Origin of the sequence: Bacillus cereus group sp. N6, from assembly GCF_016483705.1 — a bacterium.
Classification (GTDB): domain Bacteria; phylum Bacillota; class Bacilli; order Bacillales; family Bacillaceae_G; genus Bacillus_A; species Bacillus_A wiedmannii.
In genome coordinates this window covers 1-26,590 of sequence record NZ_JAEHBI010000014.1, presented here as the reverse complement: position 1 = coordinate 26,590, position 26,590 = coordinate 1, and the positions used below count along the sequence as shown (strand labels likewise).

Sequence of the window (26,590 nt, the reverse complement as noted above, 5' to 3'; positions counted from 1 at the left end):
ACAGAAATAACCTCTAAAAACTTACAATTTCCGTGTGTAACATCCTAACTTTTTCAACTCTTTAATTATCATTTCTTCTCCATATAGTCCAAACTATCAAATATTTGCCGAATCCCCTCTTTATGCTGTGGAAAAATAGTATCCATCAATTCAATACCTTCTGAAGTAATTGACGTATACGTGATACTACTACTTGCAAATAATATTTTGTCTCCAATTTTTTATAGGCTGATCGCCTTTACTGTATAGTAGCTCAAGCACTGCAAATTCAGTTGGATTAAGTCTATAACTTTTTATATCCTCTTCAATACGCTTAGTGATTGACTGTACTGCCCTTGATAATATAACAAATAACTTTAAAGATAAGCTCTCATCGTTACTCACGTTCCTAATTACCAATCCTTTACAAGTTATCTTGAATTCGAGATTTATTATATTATCGTCAAAATATTATGTCAATAATTCGTTTTAGCTTTATCAAGCCACTTATAATTTATTTCTCAACATAAGACATATAGAATTAGAAGAAAACAATTGTTACTATATAAGTATCTCAATTGCGTTATTTCTTTTAAAGAGAGCTTGTTTTCTAACGCAAGTTCTCTTTTGTCATATTCTAAATTGAACCCGGACAAATTTCAGATGATGTGTCTGCCCATTTATATAATATAGTTTTTAAACAAAGATTAGAGCCCTCCTTCGTGTAGGAGAGCTCTAATCTTTCATATAAATATTCACCATTTTTATCATTGCGGGGACATCAAAATTTTAACTTGATGGGGATATGGCACTACCCCCATTAATAAATATTACTAACCATATATCTAGGTTAATATCTATCATATTTTTTATAAACAGGATTAATTAGATTTAAAAAAAGATTTCTTTTTCTTTACTCGTAATAAATCACCTGTCCATCCTTTGACTCGCATATACAAATACATCCCCCCTGTTGTGAAAATGATAAATAAGAGAGCGATTAAATAGCTATATTTCCATTCCAGTTCAGGCATGTATTTAAAATTCATCCCCCACAATGCTCCTAAGGCCGTCAAAGGCGTACTTACAGCAGTTAATACAGTAAGAGCTTTCATAATTTCATTCCCACGATGAGAAGAAACAACTTCTTGTAAATGAATCATCGTGTCTAATTCTTCTTGGTACTCTTTAACAAGTTGTAATCCACGCTCTAATTTTACGTGTGTTTGTTTATAACAAAGGGTGTTTGTTAGGTTTTCTAACCAAGCTTCCTCCAAGCCTTGCAACACTTCTTGTATTAAGCGAAACACATGTGTGTTCATAAATAATTCATGACGAATATGATAAATTCTTTCTAAAACTGCTATGTTATTATGATGATAAAAATCCCATAACACATTTCTGAAATTGTTTTCAAAATAGTCAACCTTTCGTAAATAGTGAGATATAAATATTGATAAGATAGCACATAATCCTTCAGCGGAACTATTACATTTTTTTATACCCATAGGGAAATTATGTATTAATTTTTGGAAATCCTCTTCCTCTTTTTCCTGGACCGTTATCATTATTCCATGAGCTACGAAATAATGAAGAAATTTTTGAATTTTGGCGTCCTTTTTATCTTGATCATATAAAAACGAACCATATACACAAGTTTGACTTGGTGATAACGTATAAACATATAATCCATTTTCACAAGGAGAACTTATTTTTTTTACAAATTGAGAGAAATAAGATGTTACATCACGAGGGATTATAGAAGAAAGTTTTTCAAGTTCACTAGTTTTCACATGATACCAATCCCATTTCGGCATTTTTATGCATTCCATATTATTCTTCCTTTCTGAATAGTTTTATGTTTCATCGAATAATATCCGTAATATGAAATTTATATGTAGGTATTCATGTCTTGGAGGAAAAGTTTTTAGATCCTCTAAATTACAAACTAAATGGCATAGGAGGTCTTCTTCTGTTACAAGGAAGACCTCCTATATATTAGTTATTTTCATTCTAAATTTTAAACTTTTCCTCTATACAAGCACTTTGTATCTTTTCTTATTTATATGTGGAAAAGAAGCCACATAATTTGGCACGTCTATTCAACGAACTCCATTTCGGTCGTTATTATAATTTGGATTCATATGCAGATTGATTGGTGATGTCATCAAATACTTGACTTCCAATCATATAGTATCCATGAAGTGCTGCCTCTTTCGAAGCGTCTACCATACGGAAAGAAGAAATTTCACCTTGCATTTTTTCAATTCGTTTTTTGTGGATGTCTACTATTCCTCCTGTCCAAATAATAGTGTCATACTGGTCTAACTTAAATTGTTCTTGTAATACACGCATAACGTCTTGGAAGTGTGTATCCAACTCTTCTTGAATCAAAGTATTAACCTGACTTGTCTGATGATTTTCTTCTCGACCTCCATATCCTTTTTCTAATATTTTTGGCATGTCGTTAATATGCAAGTCATCACTTTCCCCTGCATGATTCTGCAGGATATTCTTAATATTTTTCAAAGGCTTGCTACATCCTAGTTCCGTCTCATAATGATTTAAAATGACATTCTGTTTCATATCTGTCATTTCTAATGTACGAAATCCACCATCAATAATTAAGATACGATCTTGTTCCTGAATGATTCCCTCTTTTAAGAAATAGGCATGTAAAGCAACCGGTTGCTGAAGAATCAAAACATTTTCCACCGTAATATTAATAAATTTCCCATCAATTTGCACGGAAGTTTCTTTTTTTAATACATTTTGTAATTGCTCATGCTGACTACCAAAATAAGTAACGGGAAGCCCGGTCACAACTAAAGGTAACACGACATTTTCTTTATAATCCATTGCAATGCAACCAAATATTTGTTGTTTAAACTGTTCGCTTTCATAATAATTTTCTATTTCTTCTTCAAATGGAGGAAGAAATGAAACGTCAGATTGATGTGCTTCATTTCCCATGTAGTATGCAAAGTCTAAGTCTATAAAACTTACCTTTGTTAAATCTTCACTTTCAGCATGATTAGGTACAGGGGCTAGTGTGGAAGCTTCACTCTTAATCGTCACCTCAGAATCTACATCCTGTCGATATGCCCGCTTAGTAAAACCAATTCCTACATCAATTGCATACAGAGATTTCATACTTTTTTCCTCACTTTCTCTTTTTAGAATTAAATCTAAGCACTCTCTTCTTTCCCTTCTTTCATATATTTCTTTTCATTTTTCGTTTTTTCTCCGTCTATGTCCTTACTATTTTGATTTATTTCGTTATCCTTTTCATCTTTTTTCTTTTTGTTATTTTCGTTTTCTGTTAAATCTTTAATAGTAGAAATGACAACCGGTGTGGCTGTAAGCAGTTGTGGTAATGTTTGTTTTGCAACATTAGCTGCAGTTACAGAGAATTGTTTACTTGTCTCAGTTACCTTCTCTAATGTTTCCTTTATGTTTCCTTCTTGTAGTTTGTCTTTTACGCTTTTTCCTTTTGTTTGTATAGCTTTCCGATTTTCTTTTTTTAATAGGGAGACCATGACTCCGGTCGTAATCCCAATCACAGCATATTTAAATATTGTATGTTTCATTTTTCTCACCCTTCTCTACTTTTATTTTCTTCCATACTACAACCTAAAATAATTAACTTACCTATTTATCAGATGTTGCAATCTATTAGAGAGAATGATAGTTTTGCGGCTGTCTATCACTCGCCGTTGGTGTTTCAGCTGTTACTAGAAGTAAAATTCTCCCTTGATCTAATTTTTCTTCATATAAATTAGCTTCCTCCCTCGACAACCCCATTTCCTCCATTTGATTTCGGAGTTCGTCCCCTTTTTTGGAGAAAAAGTTGATAATACTTGTACCCAATCCTTGTTCTTTTACTCCAATCGTATTTGTGTTTGTATCATCCGCAATCTTTTTTGTTAGATGTGTTTCATGTGTTAAAACGTAAATGTCATCTTGGCGAATCCCTTGCAATTCTAGCTCTTTTACTTTCATAACTACTTCCTGTTCATTTTCATATTCATGAACCACCGGTTTTCTTTCATTCTTATGCATTGTATTTTTCCTCCCTTAGATTTTTTATTTTCTTATTTAGTTGTTATGTAATATGTAATACACCTATTTTAAAGATGTTAAACCTAAATTTTCAAAAAACTTCACACAATAGGTTATTAATGTTTTTGAATATCAAAGAAATGTCACGAGCACTTTGCTTTGATAACAGGGTTACAAATAACGCTTTGTTTGGAAGACAAGTCCATTATTTTATAGAAAATTTCTATTTAAAAAAGTTACAAAAGGAGTATAAGATATTTTTTTTCGTTAATTAAATCAAAGGAAAATAAAAAAACACTCTTTTTAAAAGAGTGCTAAAAAACATATAACCTAATAATGTTTCTAGTTTGATTACAGAAAGAAAGTCTTTATTAAAACATATAGTTGCTAATTTAATTGCGATCTTCCTTGCACCCAAGCAGCAATATCATTTATAACATACTCAGGAATATTAGCAGGACTATAATATTCATCCGGTTTACTTATTTTTCCATCCCCTTCTGTAAAGAAATGATTTAACTTTGGATATAGCTGATAATCAACGTTATCTCGTTCTTTTAATTGTTCTTTCCAAAGAGGAATTTCGATTTTTGATTGAACTTGATAGTCTCTTTCCCCTTGAATAATAAGAAGCGGTGTCTTTTGTTCTTTTGACATTTCTGCTGCTTTAATTTTCCGAATAGAATCCCAAAATACTGCTGATCCTAAGTAAAAATCTTTTGAAGGATTCTGACCAGAGAAATTTGGATCCTTTAATAATTCAAATTGCGATTTGTAGAATTTATATTGCTCCTGGTTCATTGCTCCAATAGAAAAAAGATACTCAAATTGATCTAAAACAACGTCTTGAATCGTACGAGCTGGCCCACCCATTACAATTGCCCCAGCAATATTTTGATTTTGGTCTTTTTCAATCATTTTCGGAAGCATCATTCCACCTTGACTATGACCAAGAATATATATTTGATTCTTATTTATTAGAGGCTCATTTTTAAGAAATTGAGTTACAAGAAGAGCATCATCTGTTGTCTCTTTATCAACTGTATAGAAGGGACTGAATTGTGTTTTCAACCCATGTTCATACGTTCGTTTATTATAACGAAGGACAGCAATTCCCTTCGATGCAAGACCTTCAGCTAAATCGCGAAATGGTTTTAAAGCAAACGCTGTTTCATCCTGATCAGTTGCTCCTGATCCTTGAACAAGAATAACCGCTGGAAAAGGACCATTTCCTTTTGGAACCGACAATGTTCCTGGTAATGGAAATGCACCACTTCCAACTACTACTTCTTTATCAACAAATGATTCAGGCTTACTATATGATGGACGCTCAGCAACAGGACTAAACGACATGCTTAGTTGAAAATCGTCTATTTTTCCAGATGGATCTAGTTTAATTAGTAAAGGTACAGTCATTTTTTCAAAAACTAATTGAATCTCCACATTTGTATGAACAGGATTTGTCTCTTTTTGTGTAACCTCTCCAATTTCTATAAAAGAACCTGCTTGTAATTGAACTGGAAGTCCCTCCCAATAGCTCTTCAACCATTCTTCGGATATTATTTTCTGTAATGACCTTGAGGTTAAATCAAATGCAGATTTATAATCTTCACTATTCATATGGCGAATAAATGAAAGAGTAGTAGATATAATAGGATTTTCATCATCACTATTGTCTATTTTTTTTATATTTGTGTTTACTTCCTTTAATTTTGAAATAAATTGGTGGTTAAATGGATTATTATATGTATTAGGATATAAATTTGTTTTCAAAATTTCCGTATTCCGTCCCTTATACAAATTTGAAGAGCTCTTAAAATTTTCAGGTGAAATTACTTCCTCCGCATATGAGACTGAGGGAATTGCTATTGTAAAAATTGCACTGATAAGTAATAACTTATTACTTATTCTTCTTTTCTTACCCATACTTATTGATTCTCCCTTCAAAATTTAAAATTTCTAATACAATATGCCAACTATAAGGAAAATAAAAATTACCAAAGAGATTAATAATCTATTTTACAATCCCCCTCTCAAGTTAAAAATCTATCATTAACAAACTTCAATAAAAAACGCCTTCCCCCTCTTTTTTTATTGTTGGATTTTCCAATGACCTAGAAGCACAGCACGAAATTACATGTAACCGACCCATGAGATTCTCTGTTTCAAAAGAAAAAAGCACCCCACTAGATGCTTTCTTTAATTGTTCTCACTATCATTTATTTAGGTAATTCTCTTATTACTGTAAGATAAATTCATTCTATTTCCTAAATCTCACTTATTTCTTAATTCACTCATACCAATATAAAACCTAATAACCTACCATCAAAAAATAAAGAAAACAGGTTATTTGGCTATTCATTTCGTAAACTTAATGCTCAAATTAGTTTTTTTCACAAAGTTAAACTTTATTAAGAAAAACTTAAAGAATTTCCCTCTATATTCATAAGAACTTTTTTCTATACTCAAAAATGTAAATAGACAAAAGGAGAAACGATCATGAAGAAATTTGTAATTTGCATACTAGGAATAGGCCTCCCTATATACTTACTACCTTTCATATTACGCGGAGATTTAGACAGATTTAATCCGATTGCTGAAGAAAAAAATGTATATGCCGTTGCGAAAGGATATGGTGTTCCAGATTATCATCATAAAGGAAGAGCTATGTACTCACTAAAAGGTGTTGATGAATTAAGCAATGAAAAAGAATATAAAGTTGGAACGAACACGCTTAATGATTTTAGAAGAAAAACTTACTTAAAAATTCATGTGAAAGGAAAGTATGTCTATTCTTACGACGTTATTTCTGAAAAGGATATTCCGGAGAAAATAAGGAAGCAATTAGAGGTAGAAATTAAATAAAAGAGCCTACTCTTATGAGCTGGCTCCTAATTCCCTCTCCAACCTACCATTAAGATATTTTGAGGAAGAAGAATTCTTCGATCACTTTATTACATTCATTATCATTGTTTTAACAACCATTCTTCCATTACTTTCACTGTTTCATCTTGCTGTGCTTTTGGCGTAATTAAGCTCGCATTATCACCTTTTTGCTCACCATACATGCCAAAATGAGCATGGTTTCCGCCCTTTATCATGTGCATAGTTGTATTCTTTGACATGAACTTTTTATTGTTCTCTATTTTTTCTACTGTTGCTAAAGCATCTACTTCCCCATAAATTGATAACATCGGAATCGATTTCGTAGAGAAGTCATCTGCAGGATACGAACCTAAGAAAATGATCCCGTCTATCTTGTCTTCATGTTGAAAGGCATACTTAGAAATCATAGCTCCCCCCATTGAATGCCCCGCAACATACCATTTTTGAACTTCAGGATACTGTTCCATTACACTGTCTACCACATTGATTCCAAATATCGCTAAATTTAATGGCAACTTAGGCATTACTACAAAGTGCCCATCTTTTGCGAGAGCTTCTCCTAAGTAACTATAAGCCTCAGCTTCTACTTTAGCTCCTTGATAAAAAATAACCCCTATTTTACCATCTTTCTCTCCAAAAACTATATTCTCTTCATCTTTTTTATCCTCTACTAACGATAAAGCCTCTTTCGTCGGTTTATAAGTAAACTGAGACCAAACAAAAAAACTAATACTTCCTATAAGTAAAATACCTAGTAAAGAGTACAGCGTAATTTTTATCCATTTCTTCACAAAGATGACCTCCCTAAGATGTATATATTCTATATTTTAGATTTTCATTAGTAAACATAAAAACTCGAGCATTTTTATTATGCTCAAGTTTTCATTTACTTCTTTAATTTATACTATAAATGGTCCAAGATAAATATGTAGCAAATGTGGCCCATAAAAAATATGGAATTAGCAACCATGTCGATACTTTAGATAATTTGGAAGAAACCACTATGAGAAGTAACGTAGTAATAGCGACTAGTAAACAATCTACTGTTGCTAAAAATAAATTTTTTTGACTGAATTGAAAGTAGCTGAACGCTTGATTGCACATGTAATTTAAAAGGAATACAAACCAAAATGTTTTTGGCTTACATCCATATTTGTTGTAAATAATTGCAACTGATAATGCAATAAGTCCATATAATACAGCCCATATCATTCCGATTGTCATACCAGGAGGTGTCCAAGACGGCTTTTCTAACGCATCATACCAAGTACGATCAATAGGGAATAAAACACTCGAAACATAAAACAAACCATATGTTAGTAAAAATACTATAATACTAGATTTTTTCATAAACATTCTCCTTTTTACTAGAAGATTATAGAAACTTTATATGATTAGTATGTCCTTGTAATGGATAAAATTCTAATATTAAAATTCTAAATTCATATTGTTTAACCTATTTCATACAAATTCTTTCATACTTTTATATGCAAAAAGGGCTCTCTCTCGTGCTGCCTTATGATCAACAATCGGATAAGGATATGTATTCCCAAGTTTTATATTGGATTTTTGTAAAATATGCTCAGGTGCTTCCCAAGGTTTATGTATATATTTGTTTGGGATATCTCTTAATTCTGGTACCCATCTTCTTATATACTCTCCATTTTTATCAAACTTTTCTCCTTGTGTGATGGGATTAAAAATACGAAAGTACGGTGATGCATCTGCCCCACTTCCAGCAACCCATTGCCACCCCATTGTATTATTTGCAATATCAGCATCTAGTAGTGTATCCATAAACCATTTTGCTCCTTCCTGCCACGGAATTAACAAATGCTTTACAAGAAAAGAGGCTACAGCCATTCTTGCCCGATTATGCATAAAACCTGTTTGCCATAGTTCCCGCATTCCTGCATCAATAAACGGATAACCAGTTTCACCCTTCTGCCATACTGTTAATAACTCCTCTTCATTATTCCACGGAAAATGTTCAAAGCTCTTATTAAGAGGTTTATATACTGTAAATGCGTAATGATATAGCAAATAATAAGAAAATTCTCGCCAAATTAATTGACGTATAAAGCTATTCACTTGTTTTTCAAAAAGACTACATTGTCTTTCGGTACTTTTATTTATTAAGTAATGATACATCCATCTCACTGATATTTGGCCAAATGAAAGATAAGGTGCCAACATCGAATGAGCATTTTCATTTGGAAAGTCTCTTCCTTCACTATAAGAGGCTAATTTGCTAGAGAAAAATTTCTTACATGCTTTGTATGCCCCTTCTTCTGTAGGCTCCCATATTGATTCAATATGAGATGTCCACCGTATAGTCGGCAGCAAATGTAATTCTGAAACAGATAAGCTTGCTGGTAAAGAGTTTCCTCCCTTTATACGCTGCACTTTACTAATAGGCTTAGGTATTTCCTGCTTTTGAAATGCATTGTAAAAAGGCGTAAACACCTTATATTCAGTGTTATCTTTCTTTTTAATAATCCACGGTTCTAATAATAAATGCGAATTAAATTCCTTACAGACAATACCTTTGCCTTCTAATACTATTTTCATTTTTTGATTAGATTGTAATCTGTCTGGATCATAACAAACATTCCAATATACAGCCGTTATACCTAACTGTTCTATGAGAGAAAGTATTTCTTCCAGTGTATTTCCTTTGCGAATTATTAAAGTAGATCCCAATGCCTCAAGTTGCTTTTGGACATCTATTATAGCATGATGTAACCACCACTTTGATGCACTTCCTATTGAAAAAGTTCCATCTTGTACATATACCGGAAGAACCTCACCAGACTGAACAGCCTCAAATAAAGCTGGGTTATCATATAAACGAAAATCTTTTTGAAACATAACAATAATTTTACCTTGCATAGCTATCCCTTCTAATTCTCAAAAATAGATTATTTATATTATTATAAGAATAATTCTTTGTAATCACAAACAAACTTTCTCATAGTTATAGGATTGCTACGTATTAAATATTTCACTACCACAAGCAATTAATAGTGGCATTACAATAAAAAGCAATAAAAACTTACTCATTTTCTTACTAATACACCTCGAATACACTTTTCCTCAGTAATGTAACGTAAAATAGCATTTAGGCATTTGTAGATTTATACAACATATTTCGAAGCAGAATACAAATAAACCCTAATACTAATGCAAACATACCTACAAATAAAATATATTTCGTTCCAATTTGTGCAATGATTATCCCTGCAATCCCGGTACCAATTGTGGTCCCTAAATTACATGAAGTTAAAAATAATCCGTTAGCGAAATCAGGTGAATTAGGTGCTGAAGACATCATCCAATATTGGTTGACATTCCCCCCAATCCCGCCAAAAACACCCCAAATTACAATAATAATTGCCGTTGGAATCGTAAGGTCTGCTACAAAGAAAAAGGCAATATATAATGCAATTAGAGCAATTGGATACATGATTACCATACGGACAGGAGCTATTGTCAGTAATCTCCCTGCAAGAATATTCCCGATAATATTTGCTAACCCATAAACAAATAACATGATACTTATCATATACGGCGACATTTTTGTTACAACATCTAAATATTCAGCTAGATAACTATATATTCCAAATACTGCTCCGTTTAAGAAAGTTACAGCAAGTATTGATAGCCATGTGATGCCTTTTGTTAAAATTTTAAGCTGTGAACCATAAGAAAGCTTTTCCTGAACAGGCATAGAGGGAATAAATACGATCGTCATAATAAACGCAGCAATATTAACAAGTGCAAAAAATACTAAAGATATTTCAAGTGTAAATACATTTGCTAAGAAGTTAACAATCGGTACACCTAAAACCATACCAGCTGAAACACCAATAAATACTTTGGCAACTGCTTTTGGAGCTTCTTTTGTATTAACTGAAGTTGCTGCTACTGATAAAGCCATCGATACGTACACTGGATGGAAAAAAGCCGGAATTACCCGTGCAACTAAAGCAACTGTAAAATTCGTTGTGAAAATTGAAATAATGTTACCGATAATAAAGATTGCTAGTACTACCAACATCACCGTTTTTCGATTTACACCCGAAAAAACTAAAGGAAGCGTTGGAGCCGCAATCGCAATGGCGAGCGCAAACAGACTAACCATTAAACTTGCCTTCGAAACACTTACATCAAAATGATCTGATAATGCCGGGAGCAGGCCAATGTACCCCATTTCAGTATTAAGAATACCGAAAACCCCTACTGCTAATATAAAAATTAATACACTTTTTGAATTCTTCATAAAAAACACTTCAACTCCTCTTTCACTTCTCATCAATGATTTTGGTAATGTGATTATAAAATGGTATTATCAAGATAACAAATACCTATATTGAATACATTCCTATAACAAATAAGCATATGAAGGAGAAGAGTTTTTTGGACATACGTGTATTACGCTACTTCATTGCGGTAGCAACGCAAGAAAATATATCTGCTGCTGCGAATTCATTACATTTATCACAACCTACATTATCAAGACAATTAAACAACCTTGAGGAAGAGCTTGGAACTACTTTGTTTGTAAGAGGAAATCGAAAAATTACTTTAACAGACGAGGGTATGTTTTTATTAGAGCGCGCAAAAGAAATTGTGGATTTAGTAGAAAAAACAGAAGCTAATTTTAATCAACAATCTGAAATTATTAGTGGAGAAATCCATATTGGAGCTGGAGAAACAGAGGCAATGCAGTTCATTGCAAAAACTATAAAAAAAGTTGTTGCCCATCATCCCAGCATTAAATTTCATTTATATAGCGGCAACGCTGATGACATTACAACAAAATTAGATAGTGGTTTATTAGATTTTGGTATCGTTATGGAGCCAGCAAATAAACAAAAATATGACTACTTAAAGTTGCCAGCTACTGATGTATGGGGCGTACTTATGCGAAAAGACAGTTCCTTAGCTGAAAAAGCTTATATCCATCCAACAGACTTACTAAATAAACCTCTTATCATATCAAGACAAACCGCTGTAAGTAATGAATTATCAGGATGGCTTGGAGAGGAAATTGAAAACTTGAATGTTATAGGTACATATAATTTACTCTATAATGCATCCTTACTCGTAAAAGAAAATATAGGCTACGCAGTGTGTATTGATAAGCTTATGAATACGTCTGAGGAAAGTACGCTTTGCTTCCGCCCCCTATCTCCTAAGCTAGAGGCTGGACTAAATATTCTTTGAAAAAAACATCAAACATTTCCAAGTGCTACAAAGATTTTTCTAACATATTTACGGGAAGGCATGTAAATATTTTCTTGCAAAAACTACATTTTCGATAAACGATATAACCTTATTTCTATGAAATTTGATTGAAGAAAATGTGTTTAATAACCCCTGTAATGGTTTGTTAACGGTCAATCTCATGGTGCGGAATATGAATTGATATAAATAAAAAGGAAGTGAATTATTGCTAATTGCAATAGTTCACTTCCCTTTTTATATTAGCTTTATATAGATATTACACACATTAAAAGTAGTAACTTAATAATTTAAAATCACTTTTTAAAGACAACCATGTATATACTATAGACGTTGATCTTTTTGGAAATTTAGTCGAAAATGATCTGCATCATTGTAAACACCAAATTCATATCCATTTTCCTTATAGAATTTAATGATTTCCGGAAGTGCTTGTAATGTTTGCGCCTTTTCATGCATTAATACAACTTCAACTTCTTCTGTTGTTTGTTTCTTTACATTTTCGATAATCTGCGTTGGATTATCTTTTAATTTCCAATCGTTTGAGTCTATCGTCCAATCCCAAACTTTTATTGCTGCTTCTACAATTTGATTACGAATTTCCTCACCCTTTAATCCTGGAGCAGATCCATATGGCGGACGAACTAGTTTAGGCGTTGTACCCGTAATATTATGGATAAGAGCTAACGTTTCTTTCATCTCCGGTACAAATTGTCCTTTTTTGTATAGCTTATCACTATTATGTGTCATACTATGAGCACCAATATAATGTCCTTCTTTTACCGCTCTTTTTACATTTTCCTGAAAACCTGTATTTTGTAAATTGCTACCTTGCATAAAAAATGTCGATGCAACATTTTGCTCTTTTAGTACATCTAAAAATTTTCCAGTTAATTCGCTAGGACCGTCATCGAATGTTAAATACACAACCTTTCCTAACGGTTTTCCATCAGGTCTTTTCTGTTTTGCCGATGGTGTTTCCTTTTTCTTTTCTTGTTGTTGCGTATCAACTTGTTTACTACTTTCATTAGCTACTCCCTTCGCTGGGGTAGAGTTCCATTTCCCAATTAAAAAGAATGTGAAAAAGGTCGTTGCTAAAACAACTCCTAAAGATATGATTGCCTTCGTTACTACACTTGTTTTTTTCTTACTTTTCGATTCTTTCATGATTTTCCGATCCTTTCCCTATTAATTTTCATTATTTATAAGGCTGAGCCTTTGTTCGACTGAATCATTCGTTTCAACCGGTGTTTACAATAAATAGATTAATAGAGAGAGGTAAAGATAAAATGCAGATAGTGTCGAAATCAGTTAAAGAATAGCGTATTGTGTTTACCTAAAAAAGAACTTGTTTCATTAATACTGTTAAATTTGAAAAATAAATATACACCCAAAATAAAAAATACTACTCTTTCTAATTAAGATTTAGAAAGAATAGTATTTTTCTATTTGCCTATTTTATTACATCGTAAAATAATTAATAACGCCATCCACAATACCTTGTTGCGATTTTGCTTGGAATTCTTCTGAATTCATTCTTTTTTCATCACTCGCATTAGATGTAAACCCTAATTCAATTAAGATAGCCGGAGAAGGATTTTCTCGTAAGACAAGAAAATCACTTCCATGAATGCCTCTATCACGGCTGTCTATATTTTGATTAAAAATAGCTTCTTGTACGGTCTTAGCTAACTTTTTATCTTTCCTTTTATTAGATCCAAAATGAGTTGTTATTCCTTTTACATTTGTATCCTCAAAAGCATCATGATGAATGCTAATATAAAGATCCGCCGCATGGTCTTTCGCTACTTTGACACGCGCTTGTAATTCTTCCTTTTGCTTTGTTTCTGGAAGTAAGCTCGTATCTTTTTCACGTGTTAATATAACTTTTGCATCCGTTCTTTCTTCTAATTCTTTCTTTATATTTTGTGCTACTTTTAAATTAAGCTCTTTTTCAATCGTTCCTAATTTCTTTCCTTTCGTCCCTCTATCTCCTCCACCATGCCCTGGATCAATTACAATAGTTTTTCCTTTTAATCGTAAATCCTCTTTTGATATGTTTTTGTGCCCTTTAGCATGTATGAAACTAACGCCTGTACCCATTATTATTATAATAATAAGCAAAAGCAATATTGCTCTTCTTTTCATTTTAACAATCTCCTTATCAACTTTTCATTCTCTTTCTAATGAAAATAGTAATGAATGCTGATAAAGATAAAATGCAGATAATGTCGATTTTGTTTAAAAATAATACTCCATCTTCTGTATTTGAAACACCATATTCCGCATCATGTAGCTCTAATATATTTTTTGAAATAGCAAGGCCCAATCCTGTTCCACCTTTGGAGCGTTGACGAGACGTATCCCCTCTATAAAAACGATCCCATATTTTCTCTAAATGTTCGGGTGCAATATGAGCCCCTTTATTTTCTACACATACTTTTACACGTTCATTCTCTTCTATTGTAGAAATAATAATATTCTCCTGCTCTGGTGTGTAACGAATCGCATTCGTAATAAAGTTCGTTATAACTTGTTCTATGCGATGCTGGTTTGCAACAACTTCAATTTTAGAAAGTTGTTTATGAACATGTAGTTGCTTAGCTGTTATATCCGAGGTTAATTGCTCACATATGTAATCGATCATCTCATCAATATGGAAAACATCCATTTCCATTTTATATGTACCAGATTCGAATTTCGCTAACTCAAGCATATCAATAATGAGCATATCCATTTTATCTACTTCTTTTGACATTGCTTTAAAGTAATACTCCTTTTTATTACTAGCAACGCCATCCTCCAAAATTGAAATACAGCTCTTCATAATACTTAAAGGTGTTTTTAACTCATGTGAAACACCTGCAATAAATTCTTTACGTGTATTTTCTAATTGCTTTTCTTTCTCGATATCTTGCTGTAATTGATGAATGTACGAATGCAAAGCTTTAGAAAGTGTATTTATATTTTGTGATAAATCACCTATTTCATCCTTTGTCGTAATAGGTATCGTCTCTGAGAAATCTAAACCCGCAATTTTTTTTGTAGTATCATTTATTTGTAATAATGGCTTGGCGATTTTTTTTGAATAATAGAACGATATTAAAACAATTAAAATCAATACAAAGATAATTAAATATACATAATAATCCTTTATCATTTGCACCGCTTCATCAACTGGTTGCAATGATGTCATAGCAAATATATAGTTTGTCTTACCCTCTGCGTCTTTTGTTGGTTTAATTAATAGCTTATATTTAATATCATTTTCTTCGTAATCCATTATTTCTATAGAAGTAACATCATTAAATTTTTGCTCCAATAATAAATCAACCTGAAATTGTTTTATTCTATCTATAAGCACACGATTTCCATATATAAAGTTCGTTCCTACAGTCCCCTCCGGTAATTGCACGTTCTGAATGCTTCCTGATAAATATAATTGTGAACTTTCTTTTGAAGATACAGCTTTTGGCCCATACAATCTTTCTGACAGTTGCTTGTTCTCTAGCCCAACATTCTTCTCTTTTATTGTTAACATCGCAGGGACTACTATACCCCCCTTCTGTACTCCATCGATAATAATATGACTCCCTTGTTCTAAACTATATTTCATCCTTTGTATATCTTCTAAATTGATAAAACTATACAACGGTATGTGAATGGAACGTTCAGAAAATCTCTTATTTTCGTTAGGGTCTAATTGAATTTCTATAGAAAAATCATTTGCATATTTTATATTACCTGCACGATCTAACGTTGTAATCCATGTCGCATTCTCTTGATAGAAATTTTGTTCTAATTCTTGAATTACTTTCGCATCATCTCCAGCTTTTACATATGCTTTTTCAAAGGATTGAATATTTGTTTTAATATCACTCACTTTTCGATTTGCGTAGTATTGCTTAAAAAATATAGTTTGTCCAATAAAAATAGTTACTAAAATAAGTGTGCATAATGCTGTTGTTAACATAAATAACTTTAATACAATTCCTTTTTTCATACTTGTCCCTCAAATTTATAACCAGCTCGTACAACCGTTACAATACAAGCTGCTTTTTGTCCTAATTTATGACGCAAATTACGAATATGACTATTAACAGTGCGATCATCCCCAGCGAATTCATAACCCCAAATTTTATTGATTAGTTGTTCTCTCGAAATTACAATTCCTTGATTTCGCATGAGATACGTTACTATTTCAAATTCTGTATGAGTCAAATTTATGTCTTCTCCATCTATAGTTACTGTACGAGAAGGAAAATGTACATGGATGCCACTACTCGTTAATGTGTCTTCAGCTGGTACATTAACAGCGGAAGAATATCGGCTTTCCATTAATCGTTTGGCTCTTGCTAATAAAATAGGAGGACTATACGGCTTTGTAACATAATCATCTGCTCCTAGTTCAAATCCAAGTAAAGTATCATCCTCATCCACCCGAGCCGTTAGCATAATGATAGGTACATTAGATTTCTTCCGAATTCGCCGACAAACCGTCCAACCATCTAATTCCGGTAACATAATATCTAAAATAATTAAATGCACCTCATGCTCTTCAAATATAGATAACGCTTCTTTCCCATCCATCGCCTCTAAGACGTTATACCCTTCGTTTAATAAGTAATCTTTCATAATTTCACGTAAAATATCTTCATCTTCTACAATTAATATTGTTCTTTGCATCTTTTATCTTCTCCACGATTTATTTTATTGTTAGGAAGAAATAGTTCATTTTATATGTTAACCAATTAGAAATCTTTCACTATTTCCTTTACTACTACATACAACATAATTATATCAAGATAATAGCATGACGGTATAAAGATAAAATGCAGAGATAGCCTTACTATTGAAATGCTATTATAATTTTGTAATTGGAATGAATTTGAATCAAATAAAAAACCAAAAGAAATACTATGATATCGCGACTTAAACTAAATAATATGGTGTATATCAAAAATGAGTTTCCTGGATACTTTCGAAATGGAACAGTAAAAAAACAGTCTCAGTACATCAAAGTTGATTTAGAACACATTATGAATACCTTAAAACCAGGACAGGTGTGAATTTAGGGTAATCTAATATTTTACATTCAAATATGATAGAATGGAAGTATATCCAAAACGGAGGAATAACAAATGAACTCAAACACAAAACAGTTTATTTATGATATCCAGCAACGAAAGAACAATTATATAGAAAATGCTTTAATAGCAATACAACACCCTAAAAAAGAGCAATCTGAACAGGTCATTCAAAATATAGTAGAGAAGATGGATATGATGATTAGTCTAGTTACTACGTACATGAGGATTGAATCTGGATCTACGAAAGAATTAAAAGAACTTCAGAAAGAAATTATCCATGCTCAAGCATATATCCAAAAACGAAAATTTGAAGAAACACAGAGATAAAACCCTGTGTTTTTATTTGATGTTCTATGACGCTAATCTGTTATGAATCAAATTACATGTAATTTGATTATTGTTTTGGCATAATCCATACAATTTGTTGAATGCGTACAATATATGGCACCGTATCTTCAATGAGCAAATGATCGGGTTTCACATCCTTTAATTTACCTCTTATATTTCCTCTTACAGTTTCAATAAACACATGTTTACCAATTACTGATTGTAATGTCTGATATACATAGGGATTAGGCACACTTACCATATTTTGTTTACTAAAGTCATTTCCCTCCAAATAACTCATTCTATAAGACTCCTTTCTAACTCGCATTCTTTCTCCTAATATATGATGTAAATCTTATAAATATGCTAGAAGGATAATTCATTATATGAACGGAAATAACATTTTAATAAGATACGGTTTCTATTTCTACATTACTAAAAAATTATTTATATAAAGTTACTTTTACTAGTTAATAGGTGATGATATAGGGATATTTTGAATGTACATCTAGGTTGTTCCTTTCAGGATATGTATCATTTTAAATACGCCCTTTATTAGAATAGTACTCATACTTTTTTTGAGATTCTTTCGTAATACGTGCGTTAAGTAAAATTGCTAACAATAAAAACACTCCATATTTTCCCCCTGTAGCTCCTATGATAATCACACTACTACAAACAAGTACAATTAATAGGATAAACGAAACTAAATAAATACGATCATAATTCTTTGACATCTTCTCGTATTTTATGCGTTCTTTCCTTGCATCCATCTAAATTCCTCCTTTAAATAATCCATTTCACTCTCAAATAAATCTAGCCCTTAAAAAGGAAACAATCTATCGTTTTAAATAATTAGTTTGTTTTTTATCAACTAATTTATATAACGTAAAAAGAAATCCTACCAATATTAAGCTCTCCACCATGATAATCCCGACCCTCTCCTTCCTTTTAATCCCAACAAATCAGATAAAAGTTATGTATATCCCATATTAGCTGCAACAAGCAAAAAGGATCCCCCTTCTCTTAAAGGCCGATCCTTTTCTCCTTGTATGCAACTATTTTTACCTATTCTTGATTAATTAGAATAATAGCTGGTCCATCTACACGAATTCCACCAACTTCGATTTTTTCATAAGACTCAACTGTAATAGAGATGATCCCTTCTCGCTTCTTTAATTCATTACTTAATTCTTTTGTTAACATTTTTTTCATGTGTGTACTCCTTCTTACTGCTTAATTTACTATTGGTATGTAAATAAAATTTAAATTGGTTTCCTGGTCTGGAAACCAATTTTTTGTAGTTGACCATATGGTGTTACCAGTTCGTTTATCAATTTTACGTAAAGAAGATAAACAATTACTATTCACCGTCTCAGTAGATATAAGGCACTCTTACAGATAGTGGTGAGATTGATTGTTTTTTCTTCTAGAAATAATGACTTAGATAATATATTACCTAAAACAATGAAAGCCCTACCTCTCTTTCATCCTTACGGCTCCTTGTCCGTGCCAGTGTGAATCAGGATTGTAAAAATCAAGTGACTATTTAATCGAGTTATTTGATGAAACTTCAAACGTTCGTAAAAGAAATTTAAAAATAAAAATGGATTAGATTGAAGTAATAACAAAAGAGGTATCTACTCTAAAAGTGAGTTGAAGAAATTGAATATCTTTGAAATACTTTCCTTTTAATAATCATCATATACCCAGAGAATTCAGGATATTTCCGAGGAATGTCATACAGTATTTATAATAAATCTCAACAGAAACTTTTTATTTGTTTTTCAGTGATTCCTTTAATTAATTCTAGCTCACTGACCAAAAATTTATATGCATCATCCAACAATTTTTTTCGCTTGTATTCAGTGCTTTTTCCTTCTTTATACGGATTAAATCACGTATAACTTCAGCACCTTCTTGTATTTCACCCGTTTTTATTTTATCTGTGTTTACTTTATACCTTTGTTTCCAAGGCATTAATTCGCCTGATTCTCCATGCTGAAAAATGTGTATAATGCGCGTTAATGTAAGTATATCAATAACTGGGCGTATATTCGAACTCAATATTTTGCCCTTAGGAATCATGATTTGCATATTACTAATGGACATTTTTATGACATAATAAAGTTGCTTTTTCCCTGAGAACTCTTTTTCTTCTATGGCTTCAATTATACCTGCTCCGTGCATTGGATAAACAATGTTATCCCCAATTTGAAACATATAACCCACCTCCATATGTGGTAACCTTCTCAAGCTTAACACACATGTTGTTTTTTATCAAATATTTAATAATATCATGAGTTTATTTTTGGTGTCAATAACTTTTTCTTCGGAAGTTAAATTAAGGAAAACAGCCGCAAAATAATAGAGAGCGTTCTAGATTTCAAATAAAAGAAAAGGGAATTCCCACGCGTATATTCTGAAATCTCTACTCATTAACGTAGATCAGTTTTCCCTTGAAAACGGCCAAATCGATCCCGTATTTTTTTCAATCTTATATGATACTCCAAAATCTCAATTCTTGCTTTTTCTGCTAGAGGGGCAATTGGTCGTAAGTCTTTTAACCCCCAATACTCAACCACTACATCAAGTACTTGATCAAAATATTGTAGTGGCCCATAGTTTGCTTCTTTTGCAATCACAGCCATTCTATTTTCAAAATCAGGCATGACGGCACCTGGCATTTTAAAATTCCTAATCACATTGGCAATATGGTAGCAATAATTTGGTTCCAATTCTAAATGTGTTCGAATAACGTCTCGATAAAACGCATAATGAAGTGTTTCATCTTTTGCAAGACGGCGTAATAATGTAGCCAGATCTGGATCATGCTTACTTGCCACCTTAGCTACATTATTGTAAAACACCATTGTTGCAAGTTCTTGTAGCGTCGTATACGTCATGGCTTCGATTGGTGTATGAAAATCAGGCTCAAATCCACACTCAACGACTGATTTTCTTAATTCATGTATACGTTTAGGGTTTACACTTCGAGTGAGTAGTAAATATGTCTCTAATAAATTCGAATGTTGATCCTCTTCTGAGGTCCACGTATGAATAAAGTCTGTAATAACAGAAAGGGAACCTTTAAAAGTCGCAGATAAATACGTTGTAAACCATGGTAAATTCACTTCTGTTAATAAAGCTGTTTCAATGGCCGTAATTACACCAGAAGGGAGAGTAACTTGACTTTCATCCCAAGGAACTCTTTTAAAGTCCATTCCCTTATCCCATGGTAAAAACTCATGATAACCCCAGTCTATCTTCTGCGCTCTTATTTTATGTTGTTCATACAGTTCTTTTAAACGTGGTTCTAATCGGAAATCTAAATCATTTGTTAGCATATAAGTGCCCCCTTTTCTTACCATGAATATTCAGCTTATTTTTATCTCTAAAAATTTTCTACAAATAAATATTACTTTCCTTTTTTTAAATCAAACATAACAAACTTGTAACAAAACTCTTTAAGAGTGCTATATTTTCATAGGATTTTTTTATCAAAAGAGGGACCGTTACATCTATTTTCTTTTTTATAAAATAGATATTGAGGCAAACAATATGTTAGTTAGTCAAAATAAAAACTAACCTCAGTAAATACAGAATAACATTCATGGATAAAGATACTCGTCATGTTGTAAATTTTGGTGAGTGTAAAAAGGTGCATGCCTATAAAGAATCGTTTTATAATAAAGATTGATAGTGTTTTATATACACTATCAACTTATTTAGACGTAAGATTATAATCCAATATATTAGATTAAGCGCTTGAAAAAAATATAGTTGATGAGATAGCCTTAAACGACAATTCCCAACAAGCTTAATACACATTGGCTATGATGAGTTAGACCAAATTTTGTGAAACAGTATACAACAAAAAGGGAAGAGGCGATAAACATGCAGTCAACGGAAGCGCATATGAAGGAAAAACAACGTAGAGAAAAAATAGAAATTATATTTAGTCACAGGGTAAAAGGGGAGAATTTTTTTCACGGTTCTTCCTATCAATGGAAAAACATTGTATATCAAAATTATAATAGGATACAACAAAAAGAGTTGGAAATTGAACAACTCATTTCGAAAATGGAAAAAGAAGGGATCCATTTTACGCAGCACCGTTCCCTCATACACTATCCCGTCATTGATTTCGTAAAATATATAGCTAAGATTTATAAGGAGCCCTTCGAAATAAAATAATCATATTTATAAAAGGTTTATTTCCGGGGATTTTTTTAACTTAAAACCAGGGGTACCGCCCCATTTCCATCAAGATAAAGTTTTATAACACCCCCAAAACGAAATTTTTAGGTTTTATTGTGAAAAAAGCCTATTTATCGTTTTGGGGGTGACCTGTTTTCTTAGGTTGATGGCGATGGGGTACCGCCATCAACCTAAGATTACCCAAAGATCTAATACTGGTCCTAAAGCCATGCCATTGCTTCTCCACGAAGAGATCGTGGAATACATCAATCACAGCCTTTTCTATCGAACTTGTAGCAACTACCCAGCTGATTCCATGGAAAATATGTAAAATCACTAAGCATATAGCCCCTGTTATCCAAGTATAAAAATACATTGTCTTTACAAATAATACTCAAACATTTTTGCAACCTTTTCTTTTATTTTTTCTTTTATAGATAATTGGTTGACGTCAGAGGATGTTACTTGCTTTGAATTTTGTAAGTCTGCATTAATCACTGGTTTTATTCTCGAAATATAGATAGGGTCATGAATATAACAGTTCATTTCTTCATTTAAATGAAACGAGCGTGAATCAAAATTCACGGTCCCAACCATCAATACTTTTTCATCAATCAAAAATACTTTACCGTGTAACACCCCATTTTTGTAACCATATACTTCCATCCCCTGTTTTAATGCTTTTCGGATATATGGATATGCTGCTTCTTTAACTAATAGTGCATCCGAATGAGGTGAGAATAGAATTTTGACACGGACTCCCCTCTTTCTTGCATCTACTAATGCGTTCCAAATAGTTCTGTCTTTTGGTATAAAATAAGGTGTTAATATAATAATGGATTCTTTTGCTTGTTGAAACAGCATTTTATAATCTTGCCCAAGTTTTTCTCCACTATAATATGCAGTAAATCGTTGCGAGGTTGCTCCCTTTTCCTTTACCGCATTGTGTATCGGAATCGGTTTCTCTGAGTTTCTCTTCCAGTCTAATACAAATTGTTGTTCTAAATCTTGAACTCCTTCTCCTCGTATTTGAAGATGATAATCTCTCCAATAACCAAGTTTTTCTTTTTCCCCCAAATACTTCTTTCCGATGTTGAATCCACCAATGTAACCAACCTTTCCATCAATAACTGAAATACGACGATGATTCCGATGATCCAAAGAAGAAAAAAGATAAGGGAAAGCAGGTTTATTGTAATATGTAAAATGAACTCCTTTTTTAACTAATAATTCTCTTTCCTTTTTCTTTAGTAAAATTCCACCTAACCTGTCCAAAGCATAGTATACTTCTACACCTTCTTGACTTTTTTTCCGCAATAACTCTAGAAACTGATGGCTTACTTTATCATCAGCAATAGAAAAAAAGTTAACATGCACGTAATGCTTTGCTTTCTCTATATCTGAGAATAGTTGATTGTTTAACTGTTTCCCATCTGTATACAAAGTAATATCACTTTGACGCATAGGGTATTGACTAGAATTCTGGCTAAATACCCCATTTTTTTCGGCTATCGTTCTGTCAATTTCACCCCAAACAAACAAAACTAAACATCCACCGATAAATAAAAAGAGGAATACTCGGAAAATTTTTCCTATCTTTTTCAGCATATTTAATCTCCTTTATATATTATCGTTTTATTTCTGCTAGTTTTTGTTATTGGGACAAAACTATTCCATGCATCTATTAGCTAACAAAATCCTTCTTTGAATGATTAACTATAAAATTTCTCATTCGCATAACCCTAAAATTGGAAGTCGTACGATGATAACAAAATAGGCATTCTATATTTTGAAGTACATTTACAAGGAGGAATACTACATGACAGTAAGCACTAAACTTAAACAAACTATCGCTGGATTAAAGAGTGCTCAAGCATGCCTAGAAGGATTTGTTCTTGATACTGATAACAAGCAAGCAAAACAATTATATAAAGGTGCAGCACAACAAACTCAAGAAATTATTGAATCTTTAAATCCTCGTCTTCAACAAATTGAACATGAAGAGCCTCAATACAAGTAATAACATAATACCTTTCACATAGAATATCGTCCCCATGGAAGAGTGCCCAGCTTAAATAACGATTATCATAATGCTAATTACGATTAAAGGGTCTCACCATATTGCCATCAATTTAAGAATTCAAAATTACCCCAAAACGAAAAAATGAGTTCAACTCTCATGGACACCTATGAAAAGATAAAATTTTCGTTTTTGGGGCATTTCAAAATATTAGCTTGATTGGCATAGGGGTACCGCCACATACCCATCAAGCTAAAGATGTATATTCCATGCACTTCCGTTCTTGATGCTCACATGCTTGATATTTTTATTTGTTTTTAAAGTTTGCTTTTGATTAAAAGGGAAAATACACGCTGTAAAAATAAAATAGCACATCGGTTAAAACGTTGATTAAGTCCTTCTGTACTCATAATTGTAGCTGTATTTGCACAAAGCTGACTACATAATCAAGTAAGAGAATCGCTTGCTACATGTTGACTAATCCATATACATAAAGCAGCTAAATCTTTTGCAACATACTTATTTTTACGTTTTACAAAACCTGGATCTTGTTCCAGTTATTGAAGAATATGTGGAGATAGCGATAGCTGTAATTCTTCAGCGAATAATGAAACTCCTCTTGAATCAAAAGATTCATAAAAAAACGCCATCCTTTCTGTATATTTCTACAAACAGGATAGCGCTTTTTTCATTTTAAAGGTTGTATTCTATAATGAATTATACGTAACAATTGATATTTAATTAATATTAGAACTTATTACTTTATATTTATCTTCTTTTGCAACATCTATAATTGCATCAATTTTTTGTTGTTTATTATTCAGCTCATGTCCTTCGATCCAAACTTTATATCCTATTTCTCCCACTACCCCAACTTTAGTTATAACAACATCTAACTGTTTTTCTTTTTGAAAATATTCAATAGCAGTTACCTTTGCTTTTTCTTGAGTTTTTGGAAATTCTTTGTCACTTAATGGATCTTTCGTTGTTAATGTAATGTAAGAGACAAAACCAATAATAATTAAAGCTATAGTAGAAAATCCAATTAAAAATATTTTTTTCATTCTTCTTCATCCTTGTCTATCTTTTTTTAAAGATCAACATGTGATTTATCGTTTTTCAATAAAAAAATATTGTATTTTGTTATTTTTTTATTGAAAACCTCTATAACTTAGACAAATATAAAAATCATTCCTCTAATCATCCTGATCTTTACCTCAACTAATCTATTACATAATGTAGATTTATAAAAGGTTTTGATCATTATTAAATAAATACAAAAATAAAAACCCCAATCTCTCCATATTAAAATCGAGAAATTGGGGTTTAGTCACGTAACAATATTTTTTATTTAAAACAAATAACTAATTAATAATCCTGCTGACAATAAGAAGCCGAAAATCGTATTTGTCATCGCTGTTGATTTCATTGCGATGCGCATATATCCGGGATCCTTTGCTCCTTTTTGGAAACTTTGAATGGCAGAGATTGGCTTTCTCAAACCTAGGAACATAACTAATGCCCAAGGGCTTATATAACCCATCAATACAATTACGGCGATCCATAAATAAGCAACGAAAAAGGCTACAGCTAGTGTTACTATTGCTTTCTCTCTCCCAAGTAGGATTACTAATGTCTTTCTTCCACCTTTAATATCTTCTTCGATATCTCGGATGTTATTCGACATGTTAATTGCACCTACTAAAATTCCAATTGGAATGGAAATTAATACACTTTCAGTCGTTATCGTATTCGTTTGAATAAAGAAAGCAATGAGTACAAAACATGTCCCCATTAACAATCCAGAAACTAATTCTCCAAATGGCGTGTACGCAATTGGTAATGGACCACCTGTATATAAATAGCCAACCGCCATCCCAATTAAACCAATGACGACTAACCACCAGCTGCTATTCATACAAATATAAACTCCAATAATTGCTGCTACTACATACAATAAAAGTGCAACTGTTAACACATTTTTTGGTTTCAATCCGTGACGGACAATTCCGCCACCGATGCCAACAGAATCAGCGGTATCTAATCCACGTTTGAAATCATAGTACTCATTAAATAAGTTCGTTGCTATTTGCAATGCTAAACATGCAACCATCATCGCAATAAATAAAAGCCAATGAATGTCTGTAACATAAAGTGATGCTACTGTTCCTAAAATTACAGGAGAAAACGTCGCCGTTAATGTATGCGGGCGCGTCATCCTCCATATTAATTTAGCGGAACTAATTTCTTTTTCATTCCCCATAACTCTGTTCAATCTCCCTACTTTAAGTATAAATTACTAGCAGTATCTTTCTATCTAATTTCTGCCACGCATCTATTATATCAAAAAAAGAATTGGCGATAGAACTTTAATGCTCTTGCTTGCACGATAACTTAGCATCAAAATATCGTTTTTTCTAATATGGGGTACAGTTGCATGCCCATCAACTTAAGAATTTCATAATACCCCCAAAACAAAAAAATTGTACATTTTCACCTGGATATGCTAATTTTCTCGTTTTGGGGTATTTTCTTTTCTTAGGTTGCTCGACTTGGACTAGCAATTGTACCTGCCGAACCGCCAAAAACTGCTAATAATTAAACAAACTTTTTACATAACAATTTAACTCCTCGTAGTTTTCTACTAAGGGTTAAATTGTTCAAAGGGTATTCCATTTGAGGTTTAATCAAATTATGTTCTCAAATGAAATTTTGAGGTACACATTCACGAACACCGGAATTTTTCAATGAGTTAAATAAAGCTGCACTGATTCTTAAT

Annotated in this window: 25 protein-coding genes and 5 pseudogenes; 6 read left to right on the top strand and 24 right to left on the bottom strand. The window is 32.3% G+C overall.

What is annotated here, in order from left to right:
* Nucleotides 1-21: 21 nt before the first annotated feature.
* The 5 genes and pseudogenes from JDS99_RS12665 to JDS99_RS12645 all read right to left on the bottom strand — a co-directional run bounded on the left by JDS99_RS12665 (nt 22) and on the right by JDS99_RS12645 (nt 4,041).
* Nucleotides 22-384, bottom strand: a pseudogene (locus JDS99_RS12665) (MarR family winged helix-turn-helix transcriptional regulator).
* 476 nt (nt 385-860) lie between these two features.
* On the bottom strand, nt 861-1,811 hold the full coding sequence (locus JDS99_RS12660; RefSeq protein ID WP_199695162.1) for a magnesium transporter CorA family protein: 951 nt from the start codon (nt 1,809-1,811) through the stop codon (nt 861-863).
* Between the two features lie 295 nt (nt 1,812-2,106).
* Nucleotides 2,107-3,132, bottom strand: a complete 1,026-nt coding sequence (locus JDS99_RS12655) for a ParM/StbA family protein (protein WP_199695161.1) — start codon at nt 3,130-3,132, stop codon at nt 2,107-2,109.
* Nucleotides 3,133-3,167: 35 nt separating this feature from the next.
* On the bottom strand, nt 3,168-3,569 hold the full coding sequence (locus tag JDS99_RS12650; protein ID WP_061671948.1) for a hypothetical protein: 402 nt from the start codon (nt 3,567-3,569) through the stop codon (nt 3,168-3,170).
* 85 nt (nt 3,570-3,654) lie between these two features.
* Nucleotides 3,655-4,041, bottom strand: coding sequence for a YflT domain-containing protein (locus tag JDS99_RS12645; RefSeq protein ID WP_199695160.1), 387 nt, complete (start codon nt 4,039-4,041; stop codon nt 3,655-3,657).
* Nucleotides 4,042-4,160: 119 nt separating this feature from the next.
* On the opposite strand from JDS99_RS12645, the gene JDS99_RS32020 reads away from it, so the two are divergent.
* Entirely contained in the window at nt 4,161-4,316 is a 156-nt protein-coding gene (locus tag JDS99_RS32020) for an acyl dehydratase (RefSeq protein ID WP_088063940.1), read from the top strand.
* Between the two features lie 112 nt (nt 4,317-4,428).
* On the opposite strand, the gene JDS99_RS12640 is transcribed toward JDS99_RS32020, so the two are convergent.
* On the bottom strand, nt 4,429-5,967 hold the full coding sequence (locus JDS99_RS12640; RefSeq protein WP_199695159.1) for an alpha/beta hydrolase: 1,539 nt from the start codon (nt 5,965-5,967) through the stop codon (nt 4,429-4,431).
* A 573-nt stretch (nt 5,968-6,540) separates the two neighbouring features.
* Here JDS99_RS12640 and JDS99_RS12635 point away from each other — a divergent pair.
* Nucleotides 6,541-6,906 carry a YxeA family protein gene (locus tag JDS99_RS12635; RefSeq protein WP_199695158.1) on the top strand — a complete coding sequence of 122 codons (366 nt, stop codon included), beginning with the start codon at nt 6,541-6,543 and terminating at the stop codon, nt 6,904-6,906.
* Nucleotides 6,907-7,007: 101 nt separating this feature from the next.
* Here the strand turns inward: JDS99_RS12635 and JDS99_RS12630 are convergent, their stop codons facing one another.
* The 4 genes from JDS99_RS12630 to JDS99_RS12615 all read right to left on the bottom strand — a co-directional run bounded on the left by JDS99_RS12630 (nt 7,008) and on the right by JDS99_RS12615 (nt 11,242).
* Nucleotides 7,008-7,718, bottom strand: coding sequence for an alpha/beta fold hydrolase (locus JDS99_RS12630; RefSeq protein ID WP_199695157.1), 711 nt, complete (start codon nt 7,716-7,718; stop codon nt 7,008-7,010).
* A 103-nt stretch (nt 7,719-7,821) separates the two neighbouring features.
* On the bottom strand, nt 7,822-8,277 hold the full coding sequence (locus JDS99_RS12625; RefSeq protein ID WP_141542865.1) for a TspO/MBR family protein: 456 nt from the start codon (nt 8,275-8,277) through the stop codon (nt 7,822-7,824).
* Between the two features lie 111 nt (nt 8,278-8,388).
* Nucleotides 8,389-9,819 (bottom strand): cryptochrome/photolyase family protein, encoded by a 1,431-nt coding sequence (locus tag JDS99_RS12620; RefSeq protein ID WP_199695156.1) that lies wholly within the window; start codon nt 9,817-9,819, stop codon nt 8,389-8,391.
* 229 nt (nt 9,820-10,048) lie between these two features.
* Nucleotides 10,049-11,242, bottom strand: coding sequence for an MFS transporter (locus JDS99_RS12615; protein ID WP_199695155.1), 1,194 nt, complete (start codon nt 11,240-11,242; stop codon nt 10,049-10,051).
* A 104-nt stretch (nt 11,243-11,346) separates the two neighbouring features.
* Here JDS99_RS12615 and JDS99_RS12610 point away from each other — a divergent pair.
* Nucleotides 11,347-12,222, top strand: a pseudogene (locus tag JDS99_RS12610) (LysR family transcriptional regulator).
* A gap of 276 nt (nt 12,223-12,498) precedes the next feature.
* Here the strand turns inward: JDS99_RS12610 and JDS99_RS12605 are convergent.
* The 4 genes from JDS99_RS12605 to JDS99_RS12590 form a co-directional block, all read right to left on the bottom strand.
* Nucleotides 12,499-13,341 (bottom strand): polysaccharide deacetylase family protein, encoded by an 843-nt coding sequence (locus JDS99_RS12605; protein WP_199695154.1) that lies wholly within the window; start codon nt 13,339-13,341, stop codon nt 12,499-12,501.
* A gap of 294 nt (nt 13,342-13,635) precedes the next feature.
* The gene (locus tag JDS99_RS12600; RefSeq protein ID WP_199695153.1) at nt 13,636-14,322 is read right to left on the bottom strand and encodes an N-acetylmuramoyl-L-alanine amidase family protein; all 687 of its coding nucleotides are present in this window, start codon (nt 14,320-14,322) and stop codon (nt 13,636-13,638) included.
* A 16-nt stretch (nt 14,323-14,338) separates the two neighbouring features.
* Entirely contained in the window at nt 14,339-16,177 is a 1,839-nt protein-coding gene (locus JDS99_RS12595; RefSeq protein WP_242475732.1) for a sensor histidine kinase, read from the bottom strand.
* Nucleotides 16,174-16,860, bottom strand: coding sequence for a response regulator transcription factor (locus tag JDS99_RS12590; protein WP_001189873.1), 687 nt, complete (start codon nt 16,858-16,860; stop codon nt 16,174-16,176). Before JDS99_RS12590 ends, JDS99_RS12595 begins: the two co-directional genes overlap by 4 nt.
* Nucleotides 16,861-17,315: 455 nt before the next feature.
* Here JDS99_RS12590 and JDS99_RS12585 point away from each other — a divergent pair, with 455 nt between their 5' ends.
* Complete coding sequence (locus tag JDS99_RS12585; RefSeq protein ID WP_001087713.1) at nt 17,316-17,591, top strand: hypothetical protein; 276 nt, start codon at nt 17,316-17,318, stop codon at nt 17,589-17,591.
* Nucleotides 17,592-17,658: 67 nt separating this feature from the next.
* On the opposite strand, the gene JDS99_RS12580 is transcribed toward JDS99_RS12585, so the two are convergent.
* The 5 genes and pseudogenes from JDS99_RS12580 to JDS99_RS12560 form a co-directional block, all read right to left on the bottom strand.
* The gene (locus JDS99_RS12580; RefSeq protein ID WP_098858025.1) at nt 17,659-17,892 is read right to left on the bottom strand and encodes a YuzF family protein; all 234 of its coding nucleotides are present in this window, start codon (nt 17,890-17,892) and stop codon (nt 17,659-17,661) included.
* A 238-nt stretch (nt 17,893-18,130) separates the two neighbouring features.
* On the bottom strand, nt 18,131-18,364 hold the full coding sequence (locus JDS99_RS12575) for a hypothetical protein (protein ID WP_000340034.1): 234 nt from the start codon (nt 18,362-18,364) through the stop codon (nt 18,131-18,133).
* A gap of 295 nt (nt 18,365-18,659) precedes the next feature.
* Nucleotides 18,660-18,806, bottom strand: a complete 147-nt coding sequence (locus JDS99_RS12570) for a BC1881 family protein (RefSeq protein WP_000738548.1) — start codon at nt 18,804-18,806, stop codon at nt 18,660-18,662.
* 547 nt (nt 18,807-19,353) lie between these two features.
* Nucleotides 19,354-19,829: pseudogene (locus JDS99_RS12565) on the bottom strand (CarD family transcriptional regulator).
* Nucleotides 19,830-20,029: 200 nt separating this feature from the next.
* The gene (locus tag JDS99_RS12560; protein ID WP_000957101.1) at nt 20,030-20,938 is read right to left on the bottom strand and encodes an acyl-ACP desaturase; all 909 of its coding nucleotides are present in this window, start codon (nt 20,936-20,938) and stop codon (nt 20,030-20,032) included.
* Between the two features lie 550 nt (nt 20,939-21,488).
* On the opposite strand from JDS99_RS12560, the gene JDS99_RS12555 reads away from it, so the two are divergent.
* Nucleotides 21,489-21,788, top strand: coding sequence for a hypothetical protein (locus tag JDS99_RS12555; RefSeq protein ID WP_199695152.1), 300 nt, complete (start codon nt 21,489-21,491; stop codon nt 21,786-21,788).
* 384 nt (nt 21,789-22,172) lie between these two features.
* On the opposite strand, the gene JDS99_RS12550 is transcribed toward JDS99_RS12555, so the two are convergent.
* Nucleotides 22,173-23,399 (bottom strand): phospholipase D-like domain-containing protein, encoded by a 1,227-nt coding sequence (locus JDS99_RS12550; protein ID WP_098858024.1) that lies wholly within the window; start codon nt 23,397-23,399, stop codon nt 22,173-22,175.
* A 211-nt stretch (nt 23,400-23,610) separates the two neighbouring features.
* On the opposite strand from JDS99_RS12550, the gene JDS99_RS12545 reads away from it, so the two are divergent.
* Nucleotides 23,611-23,811 (top strand): DUF1657 domain-containing protein, encoded by a 201-nt coding sequence (locus JDS99_RS12545; protein ID WP_000218933.1) that lies wholly within the window; start codon nt 23,611-23,613, stop codon nt 23,809-23,811.
* Nucleotides 23,812-24,131: 320 nt separating this feature from the next.
* Here the strand turns inward: JDS99_RS12545 and JDS99_RS12540 are convergent.
* The 4 genes and pseudogenes from JDS99_RS12540 to JDS99_RS32015 form a co-directional block, all read right to left on the bottom strand.
* A pseudogene (locus tag JDS99_RS12540) lies at nt 24,132-24,448 on the bottom strand (IS4 family transposase); the annotation flags it as partial.
* 100 nt (nt 24,449-24,548) lie between these two features.
* Nucleotides 24,549-24,875 carry a hypothetical protein gene (locus JDS99_RS12535; protein ID WP_199695151.1) on the bottom strand — a complete coding sequence of 109 codons (327 nt, stop codon included), beginning with the start codon at nt 24,873-24,875 and terminating at the stop codon, nt 24,549-24,551.
* 287 nt (nt 24,876-25,162) lie between these two features.
* The gene (gene menA, locus JDS99_RS12530; RefSeq protein WP_098858023.1) at nt 25,163-26,074 is read right to left on the bottom strand and encodes a 1,4-dihydroxy-2-naphthoate polyprenyltransferase; all 912 of its coding nucleotides are present in this window, start codon (nt 26,072-26,074) and stop codon (nt 25,163-25,165) included.
* A gap of 437 nt (nt 26,075-26,511) precedes the next feature.
* Nucleotides 26,512-26,590 (bottom strand): annotated as a pseudogene (locus JDS99_RS32015) (spore coat protein); the annotation flags it as partial.